The sequence below is a fragment of the Schumannella sp. GW821-FHT10F01 genome (assembly GCF_058809295.1).
The window spans coordinates 99219-124039 of the sequence record NZ_JBXASM010000001.1 but is presented as its reverse complement, the minus strand read 5'-3'; the positions used below and the strand labels follow the sequence as shown (position 1 = coordinate 124039).

24 protein-coding genes are annotated in these 24821 nt (G+C 72.0%); 13 read left to right on the top strand and 11 right to left on the bottom strand.

What is annotated here, in order from left to right; genetic code table 11:
- Nucleotides 1-118: 118 nt before the first annotated feature.
- Nucleotides 119-1135 (bottom strand): Gfo/Idh/MocA family protein, encoded by a 1017-nt coding sequence (locus AC1RSJ_RS00670; protein WP_493116388.1) that lies wholly within the window; start codon nt 1133-1135, stop codon nt 119-121.
- Between the two features lie 84 nt (nt 1136-1219).
- A complete protein-coding gene (locus AC1RSJ_RS00665; RefSeq protein WP_493116387.1) occupies nt 1220-2233 on the bottom strand; it encodes a Gfo/Idh/MocA family protein in 1014 nt (337 codons plus the stop codon).
- 168 nt (nt 2234-2401) lie between these two features.
- Here AC1RSJ_RS00665 and AC1RSJ_RS00660 point away from each other — a divergent pair, with 168 nt between their 5' ends.
- The 4 genes from AC1RSJ_RS00660 (at nt 2402) to AC1RSJ_RS00645 (ending at nt 7136) form a co-directional block, all read left to right on the top strand.
- Nucleotides 2402-3379, top strand: coding sequence for a carbohydrate ABC transporter permease (locus tag AC1RSJ_RS00660; protein WP_493116386.1), 978 nt, complete (start codon nt 2402-2404; stop codon nt 3377-3379).
- Nucleotides 3380-3390: 11 nt separating this feature from the next.
- On the top strand, nt 3391-4326 hold the full coding sequence (locus AC1RSJ_RS00655) for a carbohydrate ABC transporter permease (protein WP_493116385.1): 936 nt from the start codon (nt 3391-3393) through the stop codon (nt 4324-4326).
- Entirely contained in the window at nt 4323-5696 is a 1374-nt protein-coding gene (locus tag AC1RSJ_RS00650) for an ABC transporter substrate-binding protein (RefSeq protein WP_493116384.1), read from the top strand. The genes AC1RSJ_RS00655 and AC1RSJ_RS00650 overlap by 4 nt, the downstream gene beginning before the upstream one ends.
- A 63-nt stretch (nt 5697-5759) precedes the next feature.
- Nucleotides 5760-7136: an ABC transporter substrate-binding protein gene (locus AC1RSJ_RS00645; protein WP_493116383.1), complete on the top strand. Its 1377-nt coding sequence runs from the start codon at nt 5760-5762 to the stop codon at nt 7134-7136.
- 268 nt (nt 7137-7404) lie between these two features.
- Here AC1RSJ_RS00645 and AC1RSJ_RS00640 read toward each other — a convergent pair whose 3' ends face one another.
- A complete protein-coding gene (locus AC1RSJ_RS00640) occupies nt 7405-9954 on the bottom strand; it encodes an MMPL family transporter (protein WP_493116382.1) in 2550 nt (849 codons plus the stop codon).
- A 131-nt stretch (nt 9955-10085) separates the two neighbouring features.
- On the opposite strand from AC1RSJ_RS00640, the gene AC1RSJ_RS00635 reads away from it, so the two are divergent.
- On the top strand, nt 10086-10670 hold the full coding sequence (locus AC1RSJ_RS00635; RefSeq protein ID WP_493116381.1) for a TetR/AcrR family transcriptional regulator: 585 nt from the start codon (nt 10086-10088) through the stop codon (nt 10668-10670).
- Nucleotides 10671-10772: 102 nt separating this feature from the next.
- Here the strand turns inward: AC1RSJ_RS00635 and AC1RSJ_RS00630 are convergent, their stop codons facing one another.
- Both AC1RSJ_RS00630 and AC1RSJ_RS00625 read right to left on the bottom strand, forming a co-directional pair.
- Complete coding sequence (locus AC1RSJ_RS00630; RefSeq protein WP_493116380.1) at nt 10773-11450, bottom strand: metal-dependent transcriptional regulator; 678 nt, start codon at nt 11448-11450, stop codon at nt 10773-10775.
- A complete protein-coding gene (locus AC1RSJ_RS00625) occupies nt 11450-12718 on the bottom strand; it encodes a calcium:cation antiporter family protein (protein WP_493116379.1) in 1269 nt (422 codons plus the stop codon). The genes AC1RSJ_RS00630 and AC1RSJ_RS00625 overlap by 1 nt, the downstream gene beginning before the upstream one ends.
- 355 nt (nt 12719-13073) lie before the next feature.
- Between AC1RSJ_RS00625 and AC1RSJ_RS00620 the strand changes: the two genes are divergently transcribed.
- The gene (locus tag AC1RSJ_RS00620; RefSeq protein ID WP_493116378.1) at nt 13074-14078 is read left to right on the top strand and encodes a hypothetical protein; all 1005 of its coding nucleotides are present in this window, start codon (nt 13074-13076) and stop codon (nt 14076-14078) included.
- A 177-nt stretch (nt 14079-14255) separates the two neighbouring features.
- Here AC1RSJ_RS00620 and AC1RSJ_RS00615 read toward each other — a convergent pair whose 3' ends face one another.
- A complete protein-coding gene (locus AC1RSJ_RS00615; protein WP_493116377.1) occupies nt 14256-14990 on the bottom strand; it encodes an ABC transporter permease in 735 nt (244 codons plus the stop codon).
- A 50-nt stretch (nt 14991-15040) separates the two neighbouring features.
- Between AC1RSJ_RS00615 and AC1RSJ_RS00610 the strand changes: the two genes are divergently transcribed.
- Nucleotides 15041-16513 (top strand): NUDIX domain-containing protein, encoded by a 1473-nt coding sequence (locus AC1RSJ_RS00610; protein WP_493116376.1) that lies wholly within the window; start codon nt 15041-15043, stop codon nt 16511-16513.
- Nucleotides 16514-16544: 31 nt separating this feature from the next.
- Nucleotides 16545-16934, top strand: coding sequence for a tautomerase family protein (locus AC1RSJ_RS00605; protein ID WP_493116375.1), 390 nt, complete (start codon nt 16545-16547; stop codon nt 16932-16934).
- Between the two features lie 221 nt (nt 16935-17155).
- Here AC1RSJ_RS00605 and AC1RSJ_RS00600 read toward each other — a convergent pair whose 3' ends face one another.
- Nucleotides 17156-17653 (bottom strand): hypothetical protein, encoded by a 498-nt coding sequence (locus AC1RSJ_RS00600; RefSeq protein ID WP_493116374.1) that lies wholly within the window; start codon nt 17651-17653, stop codon nt 17156-17158.
- 70 nt (nt 17654-17723) lie between these two features.
- Nucleotides 17724-18218 carry a VanZ family protein gene (locus AC1RSJ_RS00595; RefSeq protein ID WP_493116373.1) on the bottom strand — a complete coding sequence of 165 codons (495 nt, stop codon included), beginning with the start codon at nt 18216-18218 and terminating at the stop codon, nt 17724-17726.
- A gap of 155 nt (nt 18219-18373) precedes the next feature.
- On the opposite strand from AC1RSJ_RS00595, the gene AC1RSJ_RS00590 reads away from it, so the two are divergent.
- Nucleotides 18374-18574: a three-helix bundle dimerization domain-containing protein gene (locus AC1RSJ_RS00590; protein ID WP_493116372.1), complete on the top strand. Its 201-nt coding sequence runs from the start codon at nt 18374-18376 to the stop codon at nt 18572-18574.
- A gap of 21 nt (nt 18575-18595) precedes the next feature.
- Here AC1RSJ_RS00590 and AC1RSJ_RS00585 read toward each other — a convergent pair whose 3' ends face one another.
- Complete coding sequence (locus AC1RSJ_RS00585; RefSeq protein ID WP_493116371.1) at nt 18596-19696, bottom strand: alpha/beta fold hydrolase; 1101 nt, start codon at nt 19694-19696, stop codon at nt 18596-18598.
- Nucleotides 19697-19757: 61 nt separating this feature from the next.
- Here AC1RSJ_RS00585 and AC1RSJ_RS00580 point away from each other — a divergent pair, with 61 nt between their 5' ends.
- Nucleotides 19758-20663: a phosphotransferase enzyme family protein gene (locus tag AC1RSJ_RS00580; RefSeq protein WP_493116370.1), complete on the top strand. Its 906-nt coding sequence runs from the start codon at nt 19758-19760 to the stop codon at nt 20661-20663.
- A 98-nt stretch (nt 20664-20761) separates the two neighbouring features.
- Nucleotides 20762-21856, top strand: a complete 1095-nt coding sequence (locus tag AC1RSJ_RS00575) for an SDR family NAD(P)-dependent oxidoreductase (RefSeq protein ID WP_493116369.1) — start codon at nt 20762-20764, stop codon at nt 21854-21856.
- Between the two features lie 84 nt (nt 21857-21940).
- On the opposite strand, the gene AC1RSJ_RS00570 is transcribed toward AC1RSJ_RS00575, so the two are convergent.
- Nucleotides 21941-22483: a TetR/AcrR family transcriptional regulator gene (locus AC1RSJ_RS00570; protein ID WP_493116368.1), complete on the bottom strand. Its 543-nt coding sequence runs from the start codon at nt 22481-22483 to the stop codon at nt 21941-21943.
- Between the two features lie 93 nt (nt 22484-22576).
- On the opposite strand from AC1RSJ_RS00570, the gene AC1RSJ_RS00565 reads away from it, so the two are divergent.
- A complete protein-coding gene (locus tag AC1RSJ_RS00565; RefSeq protein ID WP_493116367.1) occupies nt 22577-22876 on the top strand; it encodes a Dabb family protein in 300 nt (99 codons plus the stop codon).
- Nucleotides 22877-22918: 42 nt separating this feature from the next.
- Here the strand turns inward: AC1RSJ_RS00565 and AC1RSJ_RS00560 are convergent, their stop codons facing one another.
- Nucleotides 22919-23824: a helix-turn-helix transcriptional regulator gene (locus AC1RSJ_RS00560; protein WP_493116366.1), complete on the bottom strand. Its 906-nt coding sequence runs from the start codon at nt 23822-23824 to the stop codon at nt 22919-22921.
- A 102-nt stretch (nt 23825-23926) separates the two neighbouring features.
- Between AC1RSJ_RS00560 and AC1RSJ_RS00555 the strand changes: the two genes are divergently transcribed.
- Nucleotides 23927-24817: an aldo/keto reductase gene (locus tag AC1RSJ_RS00555; protein ID WP_493116365.1), complete on the top strand. Its 891-nt coding sequence runs from the start codon at nt 23927-23929 to the stop codon at nt 24815-24817.
- Nucleotides 24818-24821 lie beyond the last annotated feature (4 nt).

Here is a 24821-nt window from a genome sequence, read left to right as displayed (position 1 = left end):
ACCGCCGGCCCGGTAGCGGCCGGGCCGGCGGTCATGCGGTCGGACCCGGAAGGTCGCGGTGCGGCCTCCCGGGCTCCGGCGAGGCCGTCCGGGGATCACCCGGCCGGCCCCACAGGGATCAGGCGCCCACGGACTCCGCCTGGAGCACGGGCGCGATCGTCTTGGTGCGGGCGCCCTCGTACGCGGCGAGGATCATGCCGAGCACGGCGATGCCCTCCTTCTCCGTGTGGAGGGGGCGGGTGCCGTCGCGCAGGCTCTCGCCGAACGCGCGGATCTCCGCGCCGAAGGTGTCGATGTCCTCGAACGACTCCGACTGCTCCTCGCCCTCGTAGATCTTCCAGGTGAGCGAGGTGCCGTCGCTCGACAGCGAGCCGAGCTCGCCGACGACGCTGAACCGCTCGGTGCCGGGCGCCGGGTTGTAGGCCCAGCTGGTGGCGAGCTGGCCGACCACGCCGTTGTCGAAGCGGAACAGCACCTGCGCCGAGTCCTCGCCCTCCATGAACTCGAGGCGGTGGGTCGACAGGAGCGCCACGGCCTCGGTCGGCACGCCGCCGGCGAGGTGCATGAGCAGGTAGCTCGGGTGGTAGCCGGTGTCGATGAGCTCGCCGCCGCCGCTGGTGGAGGCGTGGGCACGCCAGCCCATGTTCTTCGGGTCGAAGTTGTTGAAGAAGCTGTCGGTGGTGCGCACCTCGTAGACCTTGCCGAGCACGCCGCCGTCGAGCAGCTCCTTGGCCTTGGCGACGGCCGGCATGAACAGCTGGTTGTGGGCGCACATCAGCGTGACGCCGGCCTCGGCGACCGCCGCCTGCACGTCCTTCGCCTCGTCGGGGCTCAGGCAGAGCGGCTTCTCGCACAGGATGTGCTTGCCGGCCTTCGCCGCCGCCACGATCGCGTCGCGGTGCAGGTGGTGGGGCAGGCAGATGTCGACCGCGTCGATGTCCGCCGAGGCGAGCATCTCGTTGTAGTCGGTGAACGAGGGCACGCCCAGCTCGGTGCCGCGGCGCTCCGCGGTCTCCGGCACGGCGTCCGCGATCGCGGTGACGGCGATGACGTCGGGGTTGGCGGCGTAGCCGCGGATGTGCGCGGAGGCGATGCCGCCGCCGCCGATGATGCCGACCTTGATGATCTCGGCCATGGTGTTCTCCTTCTCGAGGTTCTGGGTTCTGGGAGTTCGGGCTTCGGCAGGCTCAGCCACCCGCCGTGGCGGCCCGCCGAGAGGTCAGGCTGCGGTGCTGACCGATCGGCCGCTCGCGGCGGCCTCGTTCGCGGCGACGACGAGGCGCGTGAGCTCGACGGCTCGCGCGAGGTTGTCGTCGGCGCGGGTGCCGGATCGGATGTGGTCGACCCACTGCCCGAAGGCGTCCTGGCCGTGCTCCGGCACCGGCAGGTCGACGACGCCCTCGCCGAAGGCGGCGCCCGACGCGGTGAGGCGGTTGCCCGTGTCGGTGTAGCTCAGCGCGCCCTCGGTGCCGAACACGTCGATCGTGAACGGGTTGCCCGAGACGAAGCCGGCCTCGATCACGCCGATCGCCTGGTCCGGGTAGCCGACGGTGACGACCGCGTGGTCCTCGACCGCCCGGTCCGTGACCGAGCGGTAGATCGCGTCGACGGTCTCCGGACGGGCGCCGAGGAACAGCTGCGTCAGGTAGACGGGGTGGCAGCCGAGGTCGGTGAGCGCCCCGCCGATGGCCGTCGCCGGGTCGAAGAAGCGCTCCGGCAGCCACGGCTCGCCGCCGTCGTGCGAGATGGCGCCGTCGTGCGACAGCCGCACCCGCGCGTAGTTCACGGTGCCGAGCTTGCCGGCGTCGAGCTGCTCGCGGATCGCGGCGGTGTAGCCGTGGTAGAGCCGCGGCAGCGAGACGATGAGCTTCACGCCGTTCGCGTCGCAGGCGGCGATGATCTCCTCCGCCTCCGCCACGGTGGGGGCGAGCAGCTTCTCCGTGAAGATGTGCTTCCCGGCGTTCGCGGCCTTCACCATGAGGTCGCGGTGCACGTCCGTCGAGGTCGTGATGGTCACCGCATCGACATCGTCGCGGGCGAGCAGTGCGTCGAGGTCGGCGGTGTACTCGACGCCGAAGCGCTCGGCGCCGGCGCGTCCGCGCTCCTGGTCGTCGTCCCAGACCGCGACCAGCTCGGTGCCGGGGTGCTGGACGGTCGAGTTGGCGTAGTCGCCGGCGTGCACGTGCCAGAAGCCGAGCACGGCGACGCGGAGTGGTGCGTCAGACACTGTCATCCGTTTCATCGTCGAAGGGGGATGTCTCCATCCGAGCAGATCCTGGGGGGTTATTCAAGTCGTTGGAGAAAAGTCGTATAGTCGACCGATCGAGGGTCCCTCCGACCCCCGAACGGGGGTGGACGCCCTCGCCGAACGAGTACGACGTAGTACGACGAGGAGGGTTCGATGGCGAACTCCATCCCTGCCGGGAGCGCGGTGGCGCGACCGGCATCGACCGCGAGAGCGGAGACGCCGCGCAAGCGGCATCCGCTCTCCCTGCGAGAGAAGCGGGCCCTGCGACTGGGCCTGCTGTTCGTCTCGCCCTGGATCGTCGGCGTGCTCGTCTTCGTCGCGTACCCGCTGATCTACTCCATCGCCGTGAGCCTCACCCGCTACTCGGGCATGAGCGACCCGGTGTGGGTCGGACTCGGCAACTACCTGACGGCGTTCACCGACCCGCTCGTGGCGACGTCGACGGGCAACACGCTCTACTACGCGGCGCTCGCCGTGCCGATCGGCCTCGTCGTGGCCCTCGTGCTCGCGATGGCGATGAACCGCAACGTGCGCGAGGTCGCGGTCTACCGCACCGCGCTCTACATCCCGTCGCTCGTCCCGGCGTTCGCGATGTCGTTCATCTTCGTGGTGTTCACGAACCCGAACTTCGGCGTGCTGAACCAGTTCCTCAAGCTGTTCGGCGGCGAGAACACCAACCTGCTCGGGGAGCCGACCAGCGCCAAGACGGTCATCGTGCTGATGGCCCAGCTCGGCGCCGGCAACGCGGCGCTCATCTACCTCGCGGGACTCCGCAACATCCCGACCACGCTGTACGAAGCGGCCCGCATCGACGGCGCCGGCCCGATCCGCCAGTTCTGGTCGCTCACGCTGCCGCTGCTGAGCCCGGTGATCCTCTTCAACCTCATCACCGGCATCTCCGGATCGCTGCAGGTCTTCACCGAGGCGTACGTGCTGACGAACGGCGTCGGCGGCCCGGACAACGGCACGTTGTTCTACATGCTCTACCTCTACAAGAACGCCTTCAGCTACGCCTCGCTCGGCTACGCGTCGGCCCTGGCGGTGCTGCTGTTCATCGTGGGCATGCTCATGGCCGGCCTCGTGTACTGGCTGTCGCGGCGCTTCGTGAACTACGACGTGAGCGCGGGATAAGGAGACCGACGATGACCACCATCACCACGCCTCCCAGCTCGTCGCAGTCCGTCGACGACGGCGACGGCACCGAGGAGCGCACGCTCCGCCGCGACAACGGGTTCAACAGCGACGGCAGCCGCCGCACCTGGTACTCCTCGATCCTCGCGCGCGTCGTGCTGATCGCCCTCAGCCTGCTCTTCCTGCTGCCGCTCTACTGGATGGTCGCCTCGGCCCTGAAGGGCGACCAGGAGCTCGCGGCCTACCCGCCGACCTGGTTCCCGACCGAGCTGCACTGGGAGAACTTCGTCAACGCGGTGAACGCGTTCCCGTTCTGGCAGTTCTTCCGAAACTCGGTGATCATCACCGTCGTCGGCACGCTGTTCGCCGTCGTGTCGAACTTCGTGGTCGCCTACGGCTTCTCGTGCATCGAGTGGCCGGGCCGCGACCGGGTGTTCTACATCGTGCTCGCCACGCTGTTCCTGCCGTTCCCGGTCACGCTGATCCCGATGTTCGACCTCTGGGCGAAGCTCGGGGCGGTCAACACCTTCCTGCCGCTGATCCTGCCGAACCTGTTCGCCAGCGCGTTCTTCACCTTCCTGCTGCGGCAGTTCCTGCTGCAGGTGCCGAAGGACATGCTCGACGCCGCCCGTCTCGACGGTGCGAGCGAGTGGCGGATCGCGTGGCGCGTCGTGTTCCCGTCGGCGCGTCCGGCGATCACCGCCGTCGCGATCTTCGCCGCGGTCGGCGCCTGGAACGACTTCATGGGCCCGCTGATCTACCTGCAGGACCAGGACGTGCAGACGCTCTCCATCGGAATGCAGGCGTTCCGCCAGACCAACGCGCAGGACATCCAGTTCAACGAGCTGATGGCCGCCTCGTTCCTGGTGATCATCCCGCTCATCGTCCTGTTCTTCGTCTTCCAGCGGTACTTCATCCGCGGCATCACCATCGGAGGGTTCAAGTGATCGACCGGCGCACCTTCCTCACCGGCGCGGCCGGCATCGGCGCTCTCGCGGGCGCCGGTGCCCTGGCCGGCTGCGCGCCACGGTCGACGCCGGGCCAGCTCACCTACTGGGGCATCTCGGGCGACAACGCGAAGAACGAGCAGCTCATCTTCGACGCCTTCAAGAAGACCTCGGCCGGCGCCGACGTCGCGATCGACAAGAGCATCGTGCCCTCGAACGGCACCGGCGACGCGACCAGCGTCATCACCGCCGTCCGCGGCGGCACGGCGCCCGACGTGTGGTTCATGGACCGCTTCAGCGCGGCCCAGTACGCCTCCCTCGGGCTGCTCGAGCCGATCGACAAGATGATCGAGAAATGGGGCGACGACGTCGACGACGTCCGCTCCAAGTACCTCGGCTTCGCGGTGAACGAGCTCACCTATAACGGCGAGCTCTACGGCCTCCCGACCGAGGCGGACACCCGCGGGCTCTACTACAACGTCGACATGATGAAGGAGGCCGGGGTCGACCTCGACGAGCTCGACCCCGCCAACGGCGCTCTCACCATCGACCGCGTGCGGGAGATCAGCGAGACGCTGACGAAGAAGGACGGACGCGGCAACTACACCCAGCTCGGCCTCATCCCCTGGGATCAGGAGGGCTGGGGCTACACCTGGGCCCTCGGCAAGAAGGCGACGTTCTTCGACGACGACTCGTGCGAGATCACGATCGATACCGACAAGACCCTCACCGCGTACCAGTACCTCTACGACGAGGCGCGGCGGATGGACTTCCCGAAGGTCGACGCGTTCAAGGCGACCTACGAGCCGCCGAACCACCCGCCCGCGCAGACGTCGTTCTTCAGCGGCAAGCAGGGCTTCATGATCTCGGGCCCGTTCTTCCAGTTCTCGATGCGCAAGTACGTGCCGAAGCTGAAGTTCGGCGTCACGTACCTGCCGGCGTTCGAGCAGGGCGACGATCCGTACACCTGGTCCGGCGGGTTCAGCCTGGTCTGCCCGAAGGGCTCGTCGCTGTCGAAGGACGTGTGGGAGTTCATGAAGTTCTACACGTCGCGCCAGGCGCAGGAGATCTACCACCCCCGCGCCTACACGCTGCCGACGAACCTCGAGGTGCTGAAGACCTCCGAGAACCCGGTCTTCACGAAGGACCTGAAGTTCTTCATCGACCTGTACTCGTCGTCGACCTCGCGGCCGCCGTTCCCGGTGAGCCAGCTCTGGTGGGACTCGATGTCGCAGGCGCAGGAGAACGTGAAGCTCGGGTCGCGCACCGCCAAGGGCGCCCTCGAGGCGGCGCAGGCCCGCGTCGCACCGCAGATGCAGCTGTACTGCCCGTTCGAGATGCCCAAGGGCTACGGAACCGTCGGCGACTGACCGGCACCACCTCACCTCACATCACCACGATGGGCAACGGAGCCCGATCGGAGGCGTCACACCATGGATCGACGCACATTCCTGACCGGCGGCGCCGCCGTCGCCGGTCTGGCCGGAGTCGGCGCGCTGGCGGGCTGCCGCCCGGCGAGCGAGCCCGGCACGGTCACCTACTGGGGCCAGTCCGGCGATCTCGGGAAGGTCGAGGACCAGATCCTCGCCGCCTTCGCGAAGACCGACGTCGGCCGCGACATCAAGGTCATCAAGAAGACGGTGCCGTCGAACGGCACCGGCGATGCGACCAGCGTCATCACGGCCGTGCGCGGCGGCACCGCGCCCGACGTCTGGTTCATGGACCGGTACACGTCGGCGCAGTACGCGGCGCTCGGGCTCATCGAGCCGATCGACGGCATGGCCGAGAAGTTCGGCGACGGGGTCGACGCGATCCGGTCGCAGTACCTCGGCTTCGCCGCCGACGAGCTGACCTACAACGGCAAGCTCTACGGCCTGCCCACGGAGTCGGACACCCGCGCGCTGTACTACAACCGCAAGATGATCCGGGATGCCGGACTCGACCTCGACGAGCTGGATCCGGAGCAGAACCCGGATCCGATCACCGTCGACCGCCTGCGGGAGCTCGGCGACAAGATGACTGAGAAGGACGGGCGCGGCAACTACACGAAGATCGGCAACATCCCCTGGGACGGCCAGGCGTTCTGGTTCACCTGGATGGTGCAGAACGGCGCGACCTACTTCGACCAGAAGTCGTGCACGATCGACCTGCTGCAGAAGCCGATCGTCGACGCGTTCCAGTACATCTACGACGAGGCGCGGCGCATCGGCTACGCGAAGGTCGACGCGTTCAAGGCGACCTACGAGCCGCCGAACCACCCGCCGGCCCAGACCTCGTTCTTCAGCGGCAAGCAGGGCTTCCAGGTGCAGACGCCGGCGTTCCAGCAGGCCATGCGCAAGTACGTGCCGAAGCTCGACTTCGGCATCACGAACCTGCCGGTCTTCAACGAGGGCGATCCGAACCGCACCTGGTCGGGTGGTTTCAGCGTCGTGTGCCCGAAGGGCTCGTCGCTCTCCCGCGAGACGTGGGAGTTCATGAAGTTCTACGCCGGGCCCGAGGGGCAGGCGATCTACATGCCGCAGGGCTACACGCTGCCGACGAGCAAGAAGGTGCTCGAGACCACGAAGGACCCGGTGCTGACGAAGGACCTGAAGTTCCACATCGACCTGTTCGACGTGTCGACCTCGCGCCCGCCGTTCCCGGTGAGCCAGCTCTGGTCCGACTCCCTCAGCGCCGCGTGGGGCAGCATCACGCTCGGCTCGAAGAGCGTGAACCAGGCGCTCACCGAGGCGCAGGTGCGCGTCGCGCCGCAGATGGAGCTGTACTGCCCCTTCGAGATGCCGAAGGGGTACGGCACCTCCGAGGGGTGAACCGCGTCTCCGCGGACGTGGTGGTGCGCGGAGAGACCGTCCGGGCCGACCGCCATTCGGGTGAGCGGCCGGCCCGGAGCCGGTGCGCCCGGGGATCCGATCCCCCGATGGGATCCCCGAGCGGGCCCGCGGTGGACCCCGCGTGGCGTCGACGGCGGTGGCGGCTGGGTCCGCCCCGTCGTGATGTCAGGAGTTCGGCGCCCGGCGATCCGCGGTTCGGTCGAGGTGCGTCCCCAGTCCGGGGGCGTGCGGAGCGGTCTGCGTCCGGTCAGACCCGGGCGGCCTCCGCCTCGGACGAGCCGGGCTCGGCGACGCGCTCGCCGGGGCCCGCGCCGATCCCATGGCTGCGCTCGAGCGCGGCCCCCTCGATGTCGACGTCCGGGAGGATGCGGCCGAGCCAGCGCGGGAGCCACCAGGCCGAGCGCCCGAGCAGGTGCATGATCGCGGGGATCAGCAGCATCCGCACCACGAACGCGTCGAGCAGCACGCCCGCCGCGAGACCGAATCCGATCGGGCGGATCAGCGAGGCCTCCGAGAAGATGAACCCGCCGAAGACGGCGATCATGATGATGCCGGCGGCGGTGACCACCGAGCGGCCGGCACGGAAGCCGGCCACGACCGCGGGCCGCGCGGCCATGCCGTGCGCGTGCGCCTCGCGCATCCCGGACACCAGGAACAGCTGGTAGTCCATCGCGAGCCCGAACAGGATGCCGACGAGGATCACCGGCAGGAAGTTCAGCAGCGGGCCCGGATCGTGCACGCCGAACACGGGCGCGAGCCAGCCCCACTGGTACACCGCGGTGAGCGCGCCGTAGGTCGCGAGCAGCGAGAGCACGAACCCGCCGGTCGCCAGCAGCGGCACGAGCAGGGACCGGAACACGAGGATCATGATCAGGAACGAGAGGCCGACGACCACGACGAGGTAGAGCGGCAGCACGTCCTGCAGCTTCTGCGACACGTCGATGTTGCCGGCCGCCTGGCCGGCGACGCCGACCCGGGCGTCCGCGAGCAGCGCGTCGATCTCCGGGTGGCCCGAGTCGACGCCGTCGAAGGACAGGGTGCGCAGGTCGCGCACGAGCGTCTCGGTCTCCGCGTCGAGCGGGCCGCTCTCCGGCAGCACCTGGAACGCGAGCAGCTTCCGGTCGTCCGCGACCGCGATCGGCGCGACCGCGGCGACATCCTTCCGGTCGGCGAGCGCCGCGGCGATCGCGACCTGGGTGGCGAGCTCGTCATCCTCCGAGACCGCATCGCGGGTGTCGACCGTGACGAGCAGCGGGCCGTTCGAGCCGGTGCCGAAGCGCTCGTCCATCACCTTGTAGGCGCGGTACTGCGACGAGTCGACGGGCTCGGACGAGCCGTCGGGGAGGCCGAGCCGCATGGACCCGGCCGGGATCGCGACGGTCAGCAGCGCCGCCGCGGCGACCAGCACGGTCACGATGGCCCGCCAGGTGGGCATCGCCTTCGGGGTGGCGTGCTCCCGCTCCGCCTTCGCGGCCAGGCGGGCGCGGGCGCGCTTCGAGAGCACGCGCCCCCCGGCCAGCGACAGCAGCGCCGGTGTCGCGCTGATCGCGACGAGCACGGCGATCGCGACGCAGACCGCGCCGACCGTGCCCATCATCCCGAGGAACGGGATGCCGACGACGTTGAGCGCCAGCAGCGCCACGAGCACGGTCGTGCCCGCGAACACGACGGCGTTGCCGGCGGTGCCGACCGCGAGGCCGATCGACTCGTGCGTGTCCATGCCCTGCGCGAGCTGCCGCCGGTGCCGGTTCACGATGAACAGGGCGTAGTCGATGCCGACGGCGAGGCCGAGCATGACGCCGAGCACCGGAGTGACCGAGCTCATGTCGACGAGCCCGGAGAACGAGAGGCTGGCCATGGCGCCGACGCCGACGCCGACGAGCGCGGTGACGAGCGGCAGCGCCGCGGCGATGATCGTGCCGAGCATGACGAGCAGCACGACGGCCGCGACGATGACGCCGACGACCTCGCCAGGGCCGAGGATGTTCGGCACGCCCTGCGCGATCTCGGTCGAGAGGTCGATCCGCACGCCTGGGATCGACGCGCCGTCGAAGTGCTCGACGACGCCGTCCTTCACCGACTGGCTGAGCTCCATCCGGCTTTTCGTGAACTGCACCGTCGCCACCGCGGCGCTGCCGTCGTCGGAGACCTGGCGGATGCCGTCGGCGAGCTCCAGCAGGCGGGCGCCGTCGTCGAGCTTCGCCTGCGCCGCGATCGCCTGGGCTCGACCCTCGTCGAGCTGCGCCCGCTGCGCGTCGAGCTGCGTCTGCCCTGCCGCCAGCTGGGCGAGGGCCGCGGCGCCGGCCAGCCCGGCGGCCTCCGCCTGGGCCTTCTGGGCGTCGAGGCCCGCCTGCGCGGCGTCGAGCTGGGTCTGCCCTGCCGCGAGCTGGGCGGTGGACGCGGTCAGCTGCGCCTCGCCGTCGGCGAGCTGCTTCGCCTGGTCGGCTCGCTGCGCCTCCGTCGCGAACGGGTCGACGACGTGGCGTACGCCGGAGAGGTCGTCGCCGGAGGAGATGAGGTCGGAGATCGCGGTCTGCTGCTCCGTCGTGAACGCGGAGCCGTCGGCCGTCGAGAACACGACGCTGCCGGTGCCGCCGCTGAGCGACGAGAGCCGGTCGGCCAGCTCGTCGGTCACCTTCTGCGTCGCGGTGCCGGGGATGTCGAAGCCGGAGGCGAGCCGGCCGCCGCCGATGAGGTAGCCGCCGGCGGCGATGCCGAGCACCACCACCCAGGCGATGAGCACGGTCCAGCGCCGGCGTGCGGCGAATCGTCCGAGGCGGTAGAGCAGTGCGGCCACGCGGCGGATCCTGTCGTCGGGCATCCGGGTGCGGATGCAGAGCGGAGCGGCCCGGCGTCGGCGGCGGACTCGATCGGCCGCAACTCTAATACGAGACGTATCGTCTCGACTAGCCGACTAGGCTTTCTCCCATGTCGATCGCCCGTCGCGGACCCGTGCGCAGCGACGAGGCGCGCGCCGCGATCCTCGCCGCGACATCGGAGCTCATCTCGCGCAACGGGTACGACAAGGTGTCGATCGAGGGCATCGCGAGTGCCGCCCACGTCGGCAAGCAGACGATCTACCGCTGGTGGCCCTCGAAGTCCGCGGTCGTCGCGGAGTGCCTCGTCGAAGGCGCGCTCATGCCCGACTCGGTGCTCCCGGACGACACCGGCGACCTCCGCGCCGACCTCCGGGACTGGCTCGAGCGCGTGTTCGCGTTCCTGGCGGAGCCCGGCAGCGCGACCATGGTGCTCTCGCTGCTCGCGGCCGCCGTCGAGAACGCCGAGGTGGGCCTCCGCCTGGCCGAGCGGCTCGGGGTCTCCCCCACGCACCTCGAGGGCCGGCTGCAGAGCGCGTTCGACGCCGGGCAGCTCGCGAGCGCCGCCTCGGTCGAGGCGATCAACGAGGCGCTGCTCGGGACGGTGATCACCCGCGTCATGTCGCGAACGCCCATCCGCGCCGAGGATGCCGACGGCGTGATCGACGGACTGCTCGGCGGCCTCCGCGCGCCCTGACCGGCCACCGCTCCGCGACCCGTTCTGCAGGAGGAATCGGCCTGGATCACAGGATCCAGGGCCGACCGGTCCTGCACGACCGCGAGGTCCTGCAGAACGAGGTCAGGAGACCCGGACCGCCTCCGCCGCCGCGGCGCCGAGCTCGACGTCGAGCCCGTCGACCCGCACGGTCATCGCCCCCGGCGCACCCGGCTCCTGCACGACCGCGAGCTCGACCCCGACGCGCACGCCCTTCTCCGCGAGGTAGCGCAGCACCTCCGGGTGGCGGTCCGCCACCCGGGCGACGGTCGCCGTCTCGCCCGCGGCCAGCTCGACGAGCCGGCGGGTCTCCGGTCGCGCGATGGTGCCGTCCGCCTGCGGGATGGGATCGCCGTGCGGATCGGCGGTCGGGTGGCCGAGCGCGCCGTCCATCCGCTCGAGCACGAGGTCGCTCACCGCGTGCTCCAGCCGGTCGGCCTCGTCGTGCACCTCGTCCCAGCCGAAACCGAGCCGACTGACCAGGTAGGTCTCGAGCAGACGGTGCCGGCGGACGATGCGCGTCGCCACCGCCTTCCCCGCGGCGGTCAGGACGATCGGCCCGTACGCCTCGTACTCGAGGTAGCCGTCGCGGGCGAGCTTCTTGAGGTTCGCGCTCACGGTCGACGGGGTGACCCCGAGCCGTGCCGCGAGGTCGGTCGTGGTCGGCCGGTCGCCCGGCCACTCGTACGCCTTCCAGACGAGCGTGAGGTAGTCCTCCGCCATCCGCCCCGGCTGCTCGGCGTTCATGCGCGCATCGGCCATCACCGCGATGCTAGGCCCGCTGCCGCCAGCTCGTGCTCGCGCTCGGACGACTCCGCGCGCGGACGCCGGAACGGCGCGGTCAGCGCGGGCAGGATGTCGCGGCGGTGCACGACCAGCGCCACGATCGCGATGGCGAGCTGGATCGCGCTGAGCACGAGCCGGCCGCTCGTGTCGGTGACGGCGAACTGCACCGCGAAGATGCCGGCGAGCGCGATCGCCGACCACCAGTGGAAGCGGAGCGCGAGGATCACGGCGACGCCCATGACGGTCTGGCTCGCGGTGAGCGTGAACTCCTCGATCTGCCGCGCGTCGAGCTCGACGCCCGCGCCGCCGCCGCCGAGCAGGTGGGCGAGCGGCAGGGAGCCGACGAGCAGGCTCCACTGGTTCACCTTCGACGCGATGAGGGTGGCGATGGCCGCCGCCCCGTTGCCGCGCAGCGCGAACATGACCGCGACGATGAACTCCGGCGCCTCGGACGCGAGCGGCGCGAGCCACTGCACGAGGAAGAAGCTGTCGATGCCGAGGGCCGAACCGGACTCGACCAGTCCGTCGGCGAAGGGCTCCGCGGAGGAGAGGATGATCGCCGCGGCGACGACGAACAGCCCGGTGAACACCACGCGGCGCGGCGTCCGCGGCAGGTCGGCGATGAGCGCGGCGGTGCCGACGACCGGCTCGTCGTCGTCGGAGGCGACCTGGCCGGCCCGCCACAGGTACGCGACGAACACGAGGATGAGCAGCACGCCGAACCACCACGGGATCGCCCCGAGCACCGGGATGACGAACGCGACGATCGCGAGGATGGCGAGGAACCCGATGTCGAGGCGGCTCTCCCGCGGGAGCGCGAGGAAGCGGGGTGGTGGTGCACCCGGCCCGGTGCGGCGGAGCGCCTTCCGCGCCACGAGCAGCGCGACGATCGCGACGAGCGGCCAGCCGAAGCCCATGAGCAGCCGGTTCGACCCGGTCATGTTCGCGGCGGCGTACTGGGCGTACTCCGGCTCAGACCCCGACCGGAACGCGTAGTAGAGGTCGACGGCGTACTCCGGCAGCACGGCGATGAGCGCGAGGATCGCGATCGCCAGGGCGCCCGAGATGTCCTTGCGCGCGGCCTCGGCGGCCCACGCCAGCAGGAACGCGGCGACGACGACGGCGGCGCCGAACACCACCAGGTCGATCACGGGCGACGGGCGCAGCCCGGTGATGCGGAGCAGGATCGCCGGCGCGGCGATCGCCAGGCAGACGGCGATGCGGATGATGAGGGCTCGAGGCACGAGGACTCCGTTCGGAGGCGGCCGAGATCGAGGGGGTCCCGGCCGCACGACAGCGGCCGAAGGTCTCGCTCGCCGCGGCCTCCGAGATCCGGTGCCGGGGTGGGGCGCCGGGCTCGTCTCCGTGACGGCCAGTGTGTCGACGCTCCCGCATCCGGACGGGCCGGACGGAGCTACTCCCCTTCGGGATCCGATGCTCCCGGGCTCGCCGCCGGTGTGTCTACGCACACCTCGATGTGTGAGGTGTCCAACATCTGTCGGCTGCGCGTCGGTGCGGTCGGGACCTGAGCGCGACTCTGCGTATCCTGTACCGGCGCGCGGACCCGGCCGCGGCGCGACAGGCAGCAGCGGAGGGGCCATGCCGAGCGAGCAGACGTCGCGCGAGCGCGCGGACTCGCGCGTGACCGTCCGCCGCATCGGCTTCGTCACCCTCGCCCTGCTGCTGGCCGGGGCGCTCGTCGGCGGCGTCGTCTTCGCGGTGAACGTGATCGGGCTCGCCGGATGGCGCGGCAGCGCTCCGGAGGACACCACCCGCGTGCTCCGCGCCGCGGCGGCCGCCGCAGACCGCACGGTCGATCCGCAGGTCGGGCCGGGGCAGTACCGGCGCATCACCCTGCATGCGGTCACGCTGACTTCCGGTGACGACGTCGACGGCACGCTGTACGCCTGGCTCGACGAGACGACCGAGCACAAGTACGTGCCGGCCGATCCCGATGACGACTGGGTGTGGACGAGGCCCATGCCGAAGCCGGTCACCGGCCTGACCTCGGACTCGCTCGCCTTCGCGATGAAGAACTACGACGAGGCGGTCGCGAAGTCGCCGGACGGCGACGGCATCATCCGCGCCCCGGGCGGCGCCTTCTACGCAGCCCCAGCCGACTGGGGGCCGGCTCAGCTCGCGACACTGCCGGATGAGCCGCGACAGCTGCTCAACGCCCTGTACCGCACCCTGCCGGAGGAAGCGTCCGGCCTCGACGGCACCGCGTTCCGCTTCCTGGCGGACCGCCTCCTCTCCGGCTACCTCACCTCGCCCCAGCGAGCCCTCTACTTCCGGGCGCTCGTGCTCATCCCGGGCACGAAGACCGCCGCCGAGCACGCGAGGTGGGACGACACGGACGGGGTCGTGATCGAGCGCAACGAGGGCGCGATCATCGATCAGCTGCTCATCGATCCCGACCGGGGCATCGCCGTCGGGCAGCGGCAGCTGACGACGAAGGCGGACGGACCGGTGCCGGCCGGCACCGTGATCGTGTGGAACCGGGTCACCGTCGACGTCGTCGACTCGGCGCCGTCCGGTGGCACGGTCTGCGGCACGGGGACGGGCATGAAGCTCGTCGACGGCGACTGCCTCGGGGTCGGCTGACTCCTCGGCGGTCTCGGAGGCCCCGGCCATATGGTTGCCGAATGAAGGAGTCGCCAGTCATGTGGCTTCCGAATGAAGGAGATTCGGCATCGAGGAGGCCGTTGTCGAGGTATCGGGGCGGTGGCTGCCCGGATCGCCTTCATCCGGCAGCGAGCACGAGGCGGCGGAGCGCTCCGCTCAGTCGCCGAGCCGCTCCGGCCGCGTGGTGACGGGAGCGAGCATCCCGACCAGGATCGCGGCCGTCACCGCGCCGGTCGCCAGGATCGCGGCGAGCACGACGATCTGGAACCGTCCCGCCTCGATCGGCGACACCCCGCCGAACACCGCGCCGACGAACGCACCGGGCAGCGTGACGACGCCGGTCGTGCGGGTCTGGTCGATGGTCGGGATGATCGCGGACGAGATGGCCTGCCGCGCGGGATCGGAGGTCGCCTGCCGCGGGGTCGCGCCGAGGGCGAGCCAGCCCTCCACCTCGTCCCAGCGGTCGTGCGTCGCCTCCCGCAGCCGGCGTCCGGCGATCGTCGCGATCGTCATCGCATTTCCGACGACGATGCCGCCGATCGCGAGCGCATAGCGCGGCGTGAGCTCGAGGGCGCCGGTCGCGAACACGACCGTGAGCGCCGTGCCGACCCCCGAGGCGATCGCGAGCGCGACGATCCCGAGCCGTCGCGGCGACCAGCCGAGTCGTCCGGTCGACGTGGCGACCGCGACGCCGAGCATGATGACGAGCGCCACGGCGACCCAGACCGGGCTCGTGATCACGCCGGTCAGCACGACGCTGAGCACGGCGAGCTGCACCAGGCCGCGGAGGATCGCGGTGAGAGGCGCGAGCGGACGCGGCGCCCGCACCGCCGTCAGCACCGCGAGTGCGACGGCGACGAGCACACCCACCCCGAGCAGGGTGCGCAGCACGGTCGCCGGATCGATCTCGATGTGCCGACGCTAGCGCGTAGCCTCGCGGGGTGATCGACGACGACGCCGCCCCGCAGCCGATCCGCTATCGACGAGCTCCGGAGCTCCTGGAGGAGCCGCTCGAGTACGCGCCCGGTCCCGATTCGAGCCGACGCGCGGGAGCCGCTCCCGGGCGGGTCGAGAGCTTCGAGTGGACGACCAGCCGCGTGTATCCGGGCACGAGCAGGACCGTCCGCATCCACATCCCCGCCGGATACTCACCGGACCACCCGGCCGCGCTGATCGTCTTCCAGGACGGCGCGTTCTATCTCGACGAGTCGCTCGACATGCGAGCCGGCATCGTGCTCGACAACCTCGTCGCCGCCGGCGAGATGCCGGTCACGATCGGCGTGTTCGTCGATGCCGGCGAGCCCGGTCACCGCAACGCCGAGTACGACCCGGCGGACGGCCGCTACGCCGACCTGCTGCTCGAGGAGATCATCCCGGAGGTGCGGCGCCGGGTCGCGATCACGGATGATCCCGACCTCTGGGCGATCGCCGGCGGCTCCAGTGGCGGCAACGCGGCCTTCACCGTCGCCTGGAATCGCCCGGACCGCTTCCGCCGCGTGCTCGGATTCGTGAGCAGCTTCGCCCAGATCCCCGGCGGCGACCCGTATCCCGAGCTCATCCGCTCGGAGCCGGTCCGCCCGCTGCGGGTCTTCCTGCATGCCGGCCGTCGTGACCTGGGCTTCGATCAGCCCGAGCTCAACTGGTACCGCGACAACCTGCTCGTCGCCGCGGCGCTGGCCGAGCGCGGCTACGTGCACCGGCTGGAGCTGGGCGACGGCGGGCACAGCCCCCAGCACGGCGGCGCGATCCTGCCGGACGCGCTCCGGTGGCTCTGGCGCGACGTCGCACCCGGCCGCGCGGCGAGCGCGTCGTCCGCGGGCGATGACGATGCCGCGGGCGAACCGCATTGGGAGACCCTCGGCAGCCGGGTGCTCGTCGACGGACGGATGCGGCTGGTCGACCGCGAGGCGCGGCTCGGCGACGGCAGCATCATCCGCTACGCGGTGGACGAGACCGTGCCGTTCGCGGCGGCCGTGCTCGTGGTCGACGGCGATCGGGTGCTGCTGACGCGGCAGTACCGCTACCCGCTCGACCGATGGATCCACGATCTGCCGGCCGGCGGTCCGCGTCCCGGCGAGACTCCGGAGCAGACCGCCCGTCGCGAGCTCGAGGAGGAACTCGGGCTCGTCGCCGGCGAGCTGGTGCCGCTGTGCACGTTCGCTCCCAACCCGGGTCGGACGGCGTGGCCGGTGCACGTGTTCGCCTGCACCGACTCGGAGGCGACCGGCGCAGTCGACCGGAGCGACCCGTCGGAGCAGGTGCGGCTCGCGTCGATGACGGTCGACGAGCTGGATGCGCTCATCACCGCCGGTGACATCGTCGATGCGACGCTGCTCATCGCCCGCGCCGCGGCGGCGCGTGCCGGCATCCTGCCGCCGGTCGGGCCGAGCGCCGGATCGGCGCCGGGCGCCTGAGGGACCGCAACCCCCGCCCTAGGCTTCCGGCATGGCGCAGATCGTGATCTGGGGGCACCGCGAGCCGCTCGCCCGTCGGCGGGATCGGCTGTCGTCCGCGGTGCACGGCGCCGTCATGGCGGCGCTCGACTACCCGGCCGACAAGCTGTTCCAGCGGTTCGTCGGGCTCGACGATGAGGACTTCCGGCATCCGGCCGACCGCGGCGACGACTACACGATCATCGAGATCTCGCTGTTCGAGGGCCGGAGCGGGGCCGCGCTGCGGGCGCTGATCCGCGAGCTGTTCGCCCGTGCGGAGGCGGAGGCGGGCATCCCGCCGCACAGCCTCGAGATCACGATCACCGAGACGCCGCGCCGCAACTGGGGCATCCGGGGCCGGAACGCCGCCGATCTGGAGCTCGGCTACCGCGTCGACGTGTGACGGGTCCACGCGCCCGGGCGGAGAACGCCGGAGGCGCGACCGCGGTCTCGCGGGCGCCTCCGGCAGGGCCTCGAGACGGGATCAGGGGACGTCTCGAGGCGGACGACGACCAGTCTGCCTCAGTGCTAGCCCTGAGGGGAGCACCAGTGCGCGGGTCGACCGGGACGTCCACCGCCCTCCGAGGGGACGGCTCCCGGACCGCGCGACGGCGACGCGCGGCGCTAGCCGCCGAGCAGCAGCAGTCCGCCGATGGCCGCCTGGAACCAGCTGCCGATGAGCACGACCATGATGGCCGCCGCGGTCGATGCGATCGCCCACGGGATCGGCGCACCGGCATCGCGGTCGTGTCCCGCGCAGGCGCGCGCTCGGACGACGAGGTAGAGGATCGGCGAAACCAGCGCGAGCGCGGCGGTCGGCAGTCCGGCGAATCCGCGGTCCTCGAGCACGCCGCGGTCGCGGCGCGCGACGACCCAGGCCGCGACGGCGGTGACGACGGCCGCGGCGACGACGAGCTGGAGACTCCAGCCGCCGACGAACATCACGCCGAGCATCCCGACGCCGGGCGGCACCAGGGGCAGCAGCTCCAGCGTCACCGCCTGCCGGGTCTCGGCGCGCGGCCGCATCACGATCTGCTGACGTCGCGGGAACACGCGGACCGTCTCCTCGACGGCCGGCGGGCGCGGCGCATCGTCGGGATGCGGTCCCGCCTGCCAGCCCATGCCTCGACGGTAGGACGCCGGCCCGTCCCGGTCGCGCCCCAGTGGGAGGGGCGGAGCGGCCGGGCCGGAGTCAGGCCGGCGTGACGCGCGGACGGGCGAGCCGCCGCGCGACGAGCACCCCGATGCCGCCGAGCACCGCACCGAGCACCGCACCGGTGGAGTTCGAGATCCAGTCGGCGGTGTCGCAGGCGCGGCCGAGCACCGGCGCGACGGCCTGGACCCCCTCGATCGCCGCCGAGAGCGCGGCGCCGGCCAGCGGCCAGACCCAAGGCCGGCCCCATCGCGCGGTCGCGAGGAGCGCGGGCACCGCGAACAGCAGCGCGTTCGCGAGCGGCTCGGATGCGAGCAGCGACGGAGGGTCGGACACCGTGCAGCCGCCGAGGGTGCTGCCGCGGCTCGGCGACAGGGTCAGCACCAGCACGCCGACGAGCGCGATGCCGAGCAGCGCGGCGGCGGCGCGCGGACGGCGCGAGAGCACGCCGGCGAGCAGCGGACCGGCGACCAGCACCACGATCAGGCCGACGGATCCGAGCCATCGGTTCTCGGCGATGAGTGTGGAGACCATCCGGTCATCCTCGGTGAAGGGAATGGCCGCGCGCGTCCGCCGGGAGGCTGACTCGGGGCCGACCCGAAGCCGACTCCGGGCCGACTCCACCGGCGCCGGCGGCCGGCGCGGGATCCGTGCGCCCGCGTTCACCTGCGACGGCTACGCTCGCGCCCATGGCAACCGAGTTCGACCCCGACGCGGTCGTCGCGCAGGTCACGGAATCGCTGACGAAGCGCTTCCCCGACGCATCCGCCGACGACATCACCGCCCTGGTGCGCGCCGAGGTGGACACCCTCTCGAGGCGCCCCGTGCACGACTACGTCGCCGTGCTCGCGGAGCGCGAGGTCAAGAAGAGGCTCAAGCACCGGAGCTGACCGGCGCGACGTCGTGCGCGCTCAGCCGGCGGCGGCGATCGCCGAGCGCAGCCCTGCCGCCCATGCGTCGGGGCGCTCCCAGGCCGCGAAGTGCCCGCCCGCGTCGTGATCGGTCCAGCCGCGGAGGTCGAAGAACCGCTCCGCGTACGTCCGCGGGGCGCCGACGAGGTCGCCGGGGAACTGGTCGACCACGGTCGGCACCTCGATCCGCCCGGGCACCGGATCCGCCCACTCGACGTAGCTCGTGAACCACGAGGACGCGGTGCCGGTGACCCACACCAGCGTCGCCCAGGTGAGGATGTCGTCGCGCGGGAACACGGTCTCGACGTCGCCGTCGTGGTCGCTCCAGCCGTGCAGCTTCTCCAGCAGCCATGACAGCAGGCCGACCGGGCTGTCGGCGAGGGCGGCGGCGAGGGTCGCCGGCTTCGTCGACTGCTCGTGCTGATACCCGCCCTCGGCGTCGCGCCAGGCCTCGCCGCGCGCGAGGTAGTCGCGCTCGTCGTCGCTGAAGGCCGCCGGATCGAGCGTGAACAGGTGCGAGAACGGCACGTCGGTGAGGTGGAGCGCGGCGACGAGTCCCGGATGCCGGTGCGCGAGCCGCTCGGCCACCCCGCTGCCGACGTCGCCGGCGGAGACGATCACCCGGCCGCGTCCGAGCTCGACGAGCAGGCCGGCCACGGCATCCGCCATCGCATCCGTCGACATGCCGTCGCGCGCGAGCGGCCCGGAGTAGGCGAAGCCGGGCAGCGACGGGATGACCACGTCGAGATCGCCGAGCAGGGGCAGCGCACGGTCGAAGCGGAGGAACGAGTCCGGCCAGCCGTGCAGCAGCACCACGGTCGGCGCGCCGTCGCGGCGGTGGTGGACGGCCCGGATGACCCGGTCGCCGACCTCGGCACTCACCCACGGCCGGGCGAGGATCTCGGCCTCGCGCGCGCGCCAGTCGAAGTCGATCCAGTCGTGCACCAGCTCGGCGAGCAGCACGGGGTCGGTGCCGCGTGCCCAGGGATCGCCGCCCGTCGCGGGCCCGGCGATGGGCACGGTGCGGGTGCGCCGGAGCCGGTCGCGGAGGTCGTCGAGCACGGCATCGGGAACGGGCTGGAGCGGAGCGAGGTCGTCCATGCGTCCACGCTCCCCCGCACCCCCGACATCCGCCGTCGATCGCGCTCGCTAGCCTGCACGGATGACCGACGATGCGACGCAGCCCTCCGCAGAGGCGCTCTCCCGCCTCGGGGTCCGCGTGCTCGCACCCCTCGGCGGCCGGGTGAACCGGCACTGGCGCGCAGCTCCGCGGCGCTCCGACGGCGCGACCGGCGAGCGCGACACGGCCGCCGGCGACCTCGTCCTCCGACGCTGGGGGTACGGCGAGGACGACGTGCGCTACGAGACGGCCGTGCTCGCCGCACTCGCGGACGCCGGCTGGCCCGTGCCGATCGTGCTCGGCGAGCCGGTGCACGCGGACGGCGCGTGGTGGAGCGTCTCGCCGATGCTGCCCGGCGCCGCGGCCGAGTCGGAGACCCCGGGCGAGGAGGCGGCCCGCGGCGCGCTGCTCGCCGAGCTCCACGCCGCCACCGCCGCGCTCGACGGGATCGGTCGGCGACCCGGCTGGCGCACCGCCGCCGAGGTGCTGGCCGATCCGGACCTCGAGCCGCAGTTCCGCGCCGCGGAGGCGCGGCTGCCCGCCGAGATGCGGATCGTGCGCCGGCACCACGACCTCGCCCGCGGCGCGTTCGACGCCGGCGCGTTCGCGGCGCTGCCGACCGTCGTGATCCACGGCGACTGGGCGGTGCACAACCTGCTGCGGGTCGGCGGCCGGATGTCGGGTGTCATCGACTTCGAGCTCGCGCGCCGCGACGTGCGGATCTCCGACTTCTGCCTCGGCTGGCGCGGCCGCCACGACGACCTGGTGCGCGGGTACGACGCCGTCGCGCCGCTCTCGGATGCGGAGCGCCGCCTGCTCGCACCGGTCTGGTGGGCGTTCCTCGTCGAGTCGGCCGGGCAGCTGGTCGCGCGCGGCGAGTGGGACGACGGCTGGATCGCGGCGAAGCTCGAGCGCCGCAGTCCGCTGCTCGAGGAGTGGACCCGCTGACGGTCCGCTCCGAGCCGTGTCAACACTGTTGACACCCGCGCGGCGCCTGCTCCACACTCGCGGTACGAGCGCACCGCAGCGCCGGAAGGGACCCGATCATGGCCGAGAAGCAGCTGTCCGCGAAGTCCTCCATCGGGGAGTGGCTCAAGCATCCGGTGGGCGGTCCGCTCATCCGCGACATGCTCGCGCAGGCCGGGATGGACGAGAAGGTGCTCGCGCCCGTCCGGCTCTTCAGCCTCCAGCGGCTGCAGTCGATGAGCGGCGGGCAGATGAGCCAGGAGATCGTCGACGACCTCGTCGCCCGCGCGAGCAGCGGCGCGGCCCCTGAGGGATCGACGGACCCCACCGCTGCGCCCGCCGCCGCGACTGACACCACGACCGACACCGACACCGCCGCCGACTCCGACTCCGACGACGCCGCGGCCGCCGAGGGCTGGGCCGAGCGGATCACGCCCGGTCGCTTCGCCGGCCGCACCGTCATCGTCACCGGCGCCGGCTCCGGCATCGGCCGGGCGACCGCCTCCCGCATCGCCCGGGAGGGCGGCCGGGTCGTCGGCGTCGACGTGTCCGCCGAGCGGCTGGAGGCCTTCGCCGCCGAGCACGCGGAGGCCGACGTCGTCACCCTCGTCGCCGACATCACGAGCGCGGACGACGTGGCGCGAATCGTCGCGGCCGCGGGCGGCCGGATCGATGGCCTCGCGAACGTCGCGGGGATCATGGACGACATGACCCCGCTGCACGAGGTCGCCGACGCCGTCTGGCGGCGGGTGTTCTCGGTGAACGTCGACGGCATGTTCCTCCTGACGCGCGCGGCCCTGCCGGCGATGCTCGCCGCCGGGTCCGGCTCGGTCGTCAACGTGGCATCGGAGGCGGGACTGCGCGGCTCGGCGGCCGGCGCGGCCTACACCGCGTCGAAGCACGCGGTCGTCGGCCTCACGAAGAGCTCGGCGTTCATGTACGCCGAGTCCGGCGTACGCTTCAACGCCGTCGCGCCCGGCCCGGTGGCGACGAGCATCTCGGCGACGTTCGCCTCGGAGCTCGGCCAGGCGCGGGTCGGCGGCGCCATGGCGATCCTGCCGGCGATCGCGGAGGCATCGCAGCTGGCGGCCTCGATCACCTGGCTGCTCAGCGACGACGCGACGAACGTGACCGGCGTCATCCTGCCGTCGGACGGCGGCTGGTCGGCGACCTGACGGTCACGCCTCCGGCGTACCCTGCCGACGTCACGCCTCCGGCGTACCCTGCCGACGTCACGCCTCCGGCGTACCCTGCCGACGTCACGCCTCCGGCGTGATCAGCCCCTGGAGCACCGCGCCGTAGCGGCGCGCGAGCTCGTCAGCGCCCGCCTCGGCGAGCGCGGCATCCTCGACGATCCAGAGCGAGTACAGCAGCCCGCCGACGACGGCCGCGGCGAGCCGCGCACGAAGCTCCGCGTCGGCGCCCTCGAGCCGCGCCCGCAGGGGCTCGACGAAGAACCGGTCGTGCACCTCGCGGAGGCGCAGGCTCACGCCGCCGGCGTCGCTCGCGCGCAGCAGCGCGAGGAAGATGCCGCGCACGTGCTGGTCCGAGTCGAGCAGGGTGCGCAGGAACCGCTCCCCCAGCCCGTCGAGCGGGCCCTCGAGGGCGAGGTCGAGCGGCAGCGCCTCGTCGACCGTGCCGAGGAAGAGCGCCTCCTTCGACCCGAAGTGGCGGATGACGAGGGCCGCGTCGATGCCGGCCTCGCCCGCGATGTCGCGCACCGAGGCGCCCGCGTACCCGCGCTCGGCGAACAGCCGCGCCGCTGCCTCGCTGATCGCCTGGCGGGTGTCGGCTGCGCTCACCGGGTCAGGCTAGCGAGTCGGCGAGGATGGGGTGTCGACCCCGCCGACCGGCGATCCGACCCCGCCGTCCGTTCTCGCACGAGAGGCCCACCCGTGATCGTCCACACCGTCTGCTTCACGCTCGCCCACACGCCCGGCTCGCCGGAGGAGGCCGACTTCCTCGGCACCGCCCGCCGCACGCTGCCCGGCATCCCCGGTGTCGAGGACTTCACGGTCTCGCGCCAGATCGGCACGCAGAGCGACCTGCGCTTCCAGTTCTCGATGCGCTTCGCCGACCAGGACGTCTACGACGCCTACAACGTGCATCCCGATCACGTGGGCTTCGTCGAGGGCCGCTGGAAGCCGGAGGTCGCGGCGTTCACCGAGTTCGACTTCGTGCCGCTGGAGGGCTGAGCGCTCCTCGACGCGCTCGCGGTGGTCGCGACCGACCGCGCGCTATCGCGCCGGGTCCTCCGCGTCGCGGATCGAGTCCGCGCCCTCCGGTGCCACAGCCCGCGCCGCCTCCTCGGTCGCACCCCAGCTCGCCAGCAGCTGCAGCCGCTCGCGGGTCGGCTCATCGGCCGGGTGGTAGATGAACACGTGGAAGGTCGGCTCGTCGGGCAGCGTCAGCGCCTCGAAGCGCAGGTCGAGGTCGCCGACGACGCCGTGGTGGAGTCGCTTGCTCCCCGTGCGGTGGTACTTCACGTCGTGCGCGGCCCAGCGGGTCGCGAACTCAGGGCTCTGCGTCGCCAGCTCGCCGACGAGGTTCGAGAGCCGCCGGTCGGTCGGGTTGGCGCCGACGTAGCCGCGCAGCACGGCGACGATGTCGTCGGCGCTCTTCTGCCAGTCGCGGTAGAAGCCGCGGGCAGCCGGATCGAGGAAGGTGAAGCGGGCGTTGTTGCCGCGGGCCACCGGGCTGGCGAGCACCTGGGCGTAGAGCGCCCGGGCGAGGGCGTTGGTGCCGAGGATCTCGAAGCGGTGGTTGCGCACCCACGCCGGCACGCCCTGCATCGAGTCGAGCACCGTCTGCAGGCCGGGGCTCACCGTGGTGCCGGCGGGGCGGGCGGCGCGGCGCGAGCCGCCGTGCGCGGCGCGCGCGAGATCGAGCAGGTGGGCGGTCTCGGCGTCGTCGAGCTGGAGCGCGCCGGCGAGCGCGTCGAGCACCTCGTCCGAGACGCCGGACAGGTTGCCGCGCTCGATGCGCACGTACCAGTCGACCGAGATGGAGGCGAGCACCGCCACCTCCTCGCGGCGGAGACCCGGCACGCGGCGGGTGCCGCCGCTGCCGAGGCCGGCCTGCTCCGGGGTGATGCGGGCCCGGCGCGAGCGGAGGAACTCCGAGATCTCGAGCCGCAGGTCCATGCCCTCACGGTACGCGCCGCACCCGAGCCGAGGGAGGGAGAGCCGGTACCCCGGACAGCCGCCCACTGCCGCGCCCGCGAGGAGCAGGATCGGATGGTGCACATGGACACCCTCACCCTCAACAACGGCGTCACGCTGCCCGCTCTCGGGCTCGGCGTCTTCCAGAGCGCTCCCGAGGAGACGGCCTCCGCCGTCGAGTCGGCGCTGCGGCTCGGCTACCGCCACATCGACACCGCCGCCGCGTACGGCAACGAGCGCGAGGTCGGCGAGGGGCTCCGCGCCTCCGGCGTCGACCGCGACGACGTGTTCCTCGAGACGAAGGTCTGGGTCAGCGACTACGGCCGCGACGAGACCCTGCACGCGTTCGACAAGGCGGTTGCGAAGCTCGGCGTCGACCGGCTCGACCTGCTGATCCTGCACCAGCCCGCCCCGACGCGATGGGAGCAGACGGTCGCGGCCTACCTCGCCCTGCAGGAGCTGCTCGCCGACGGCCGCGTGCGGGCGATCGGCGTCAGCAACTTCATGCCCCACCACCTCGCCGACCTGCTGGCCGCGAGCGATGTGATCCCGACCGTCAACCAGATCGAGCTGCACCCCTACTTCTCGCAGCCGGACGTGCAGCGCGCGGACGCAGAGCACGGCATCCTCACCCAGGCCTGGTCGCCGATCGGCGGCATCACCTTCTATCCCGGGCCGTGGGGCGACGACCGCCGCAGCGTGATGGACGACCCGGCGATCGCGGGTATCGCGGCCGCACACGGCAAGTCGCCGGCGCAGGTGATGCTGCGCTGGGGCATCCAGCACGGCCGCTCCGTCATCCCGAAGTCGACGAACCCGGAGCGGATCGCGCAGAACCTCGACGTGTTCGACTTCGAGCTCGACGCCGAGGAGCTCGCCGCGATCGACGGGCTCGACCGGGGTGTCCGCAACGGGCCCGATCCCGACGGCACGACCATGCTCGAGCGCTTCGACCGCGTCATCCCGGAGGCCTGAGCAG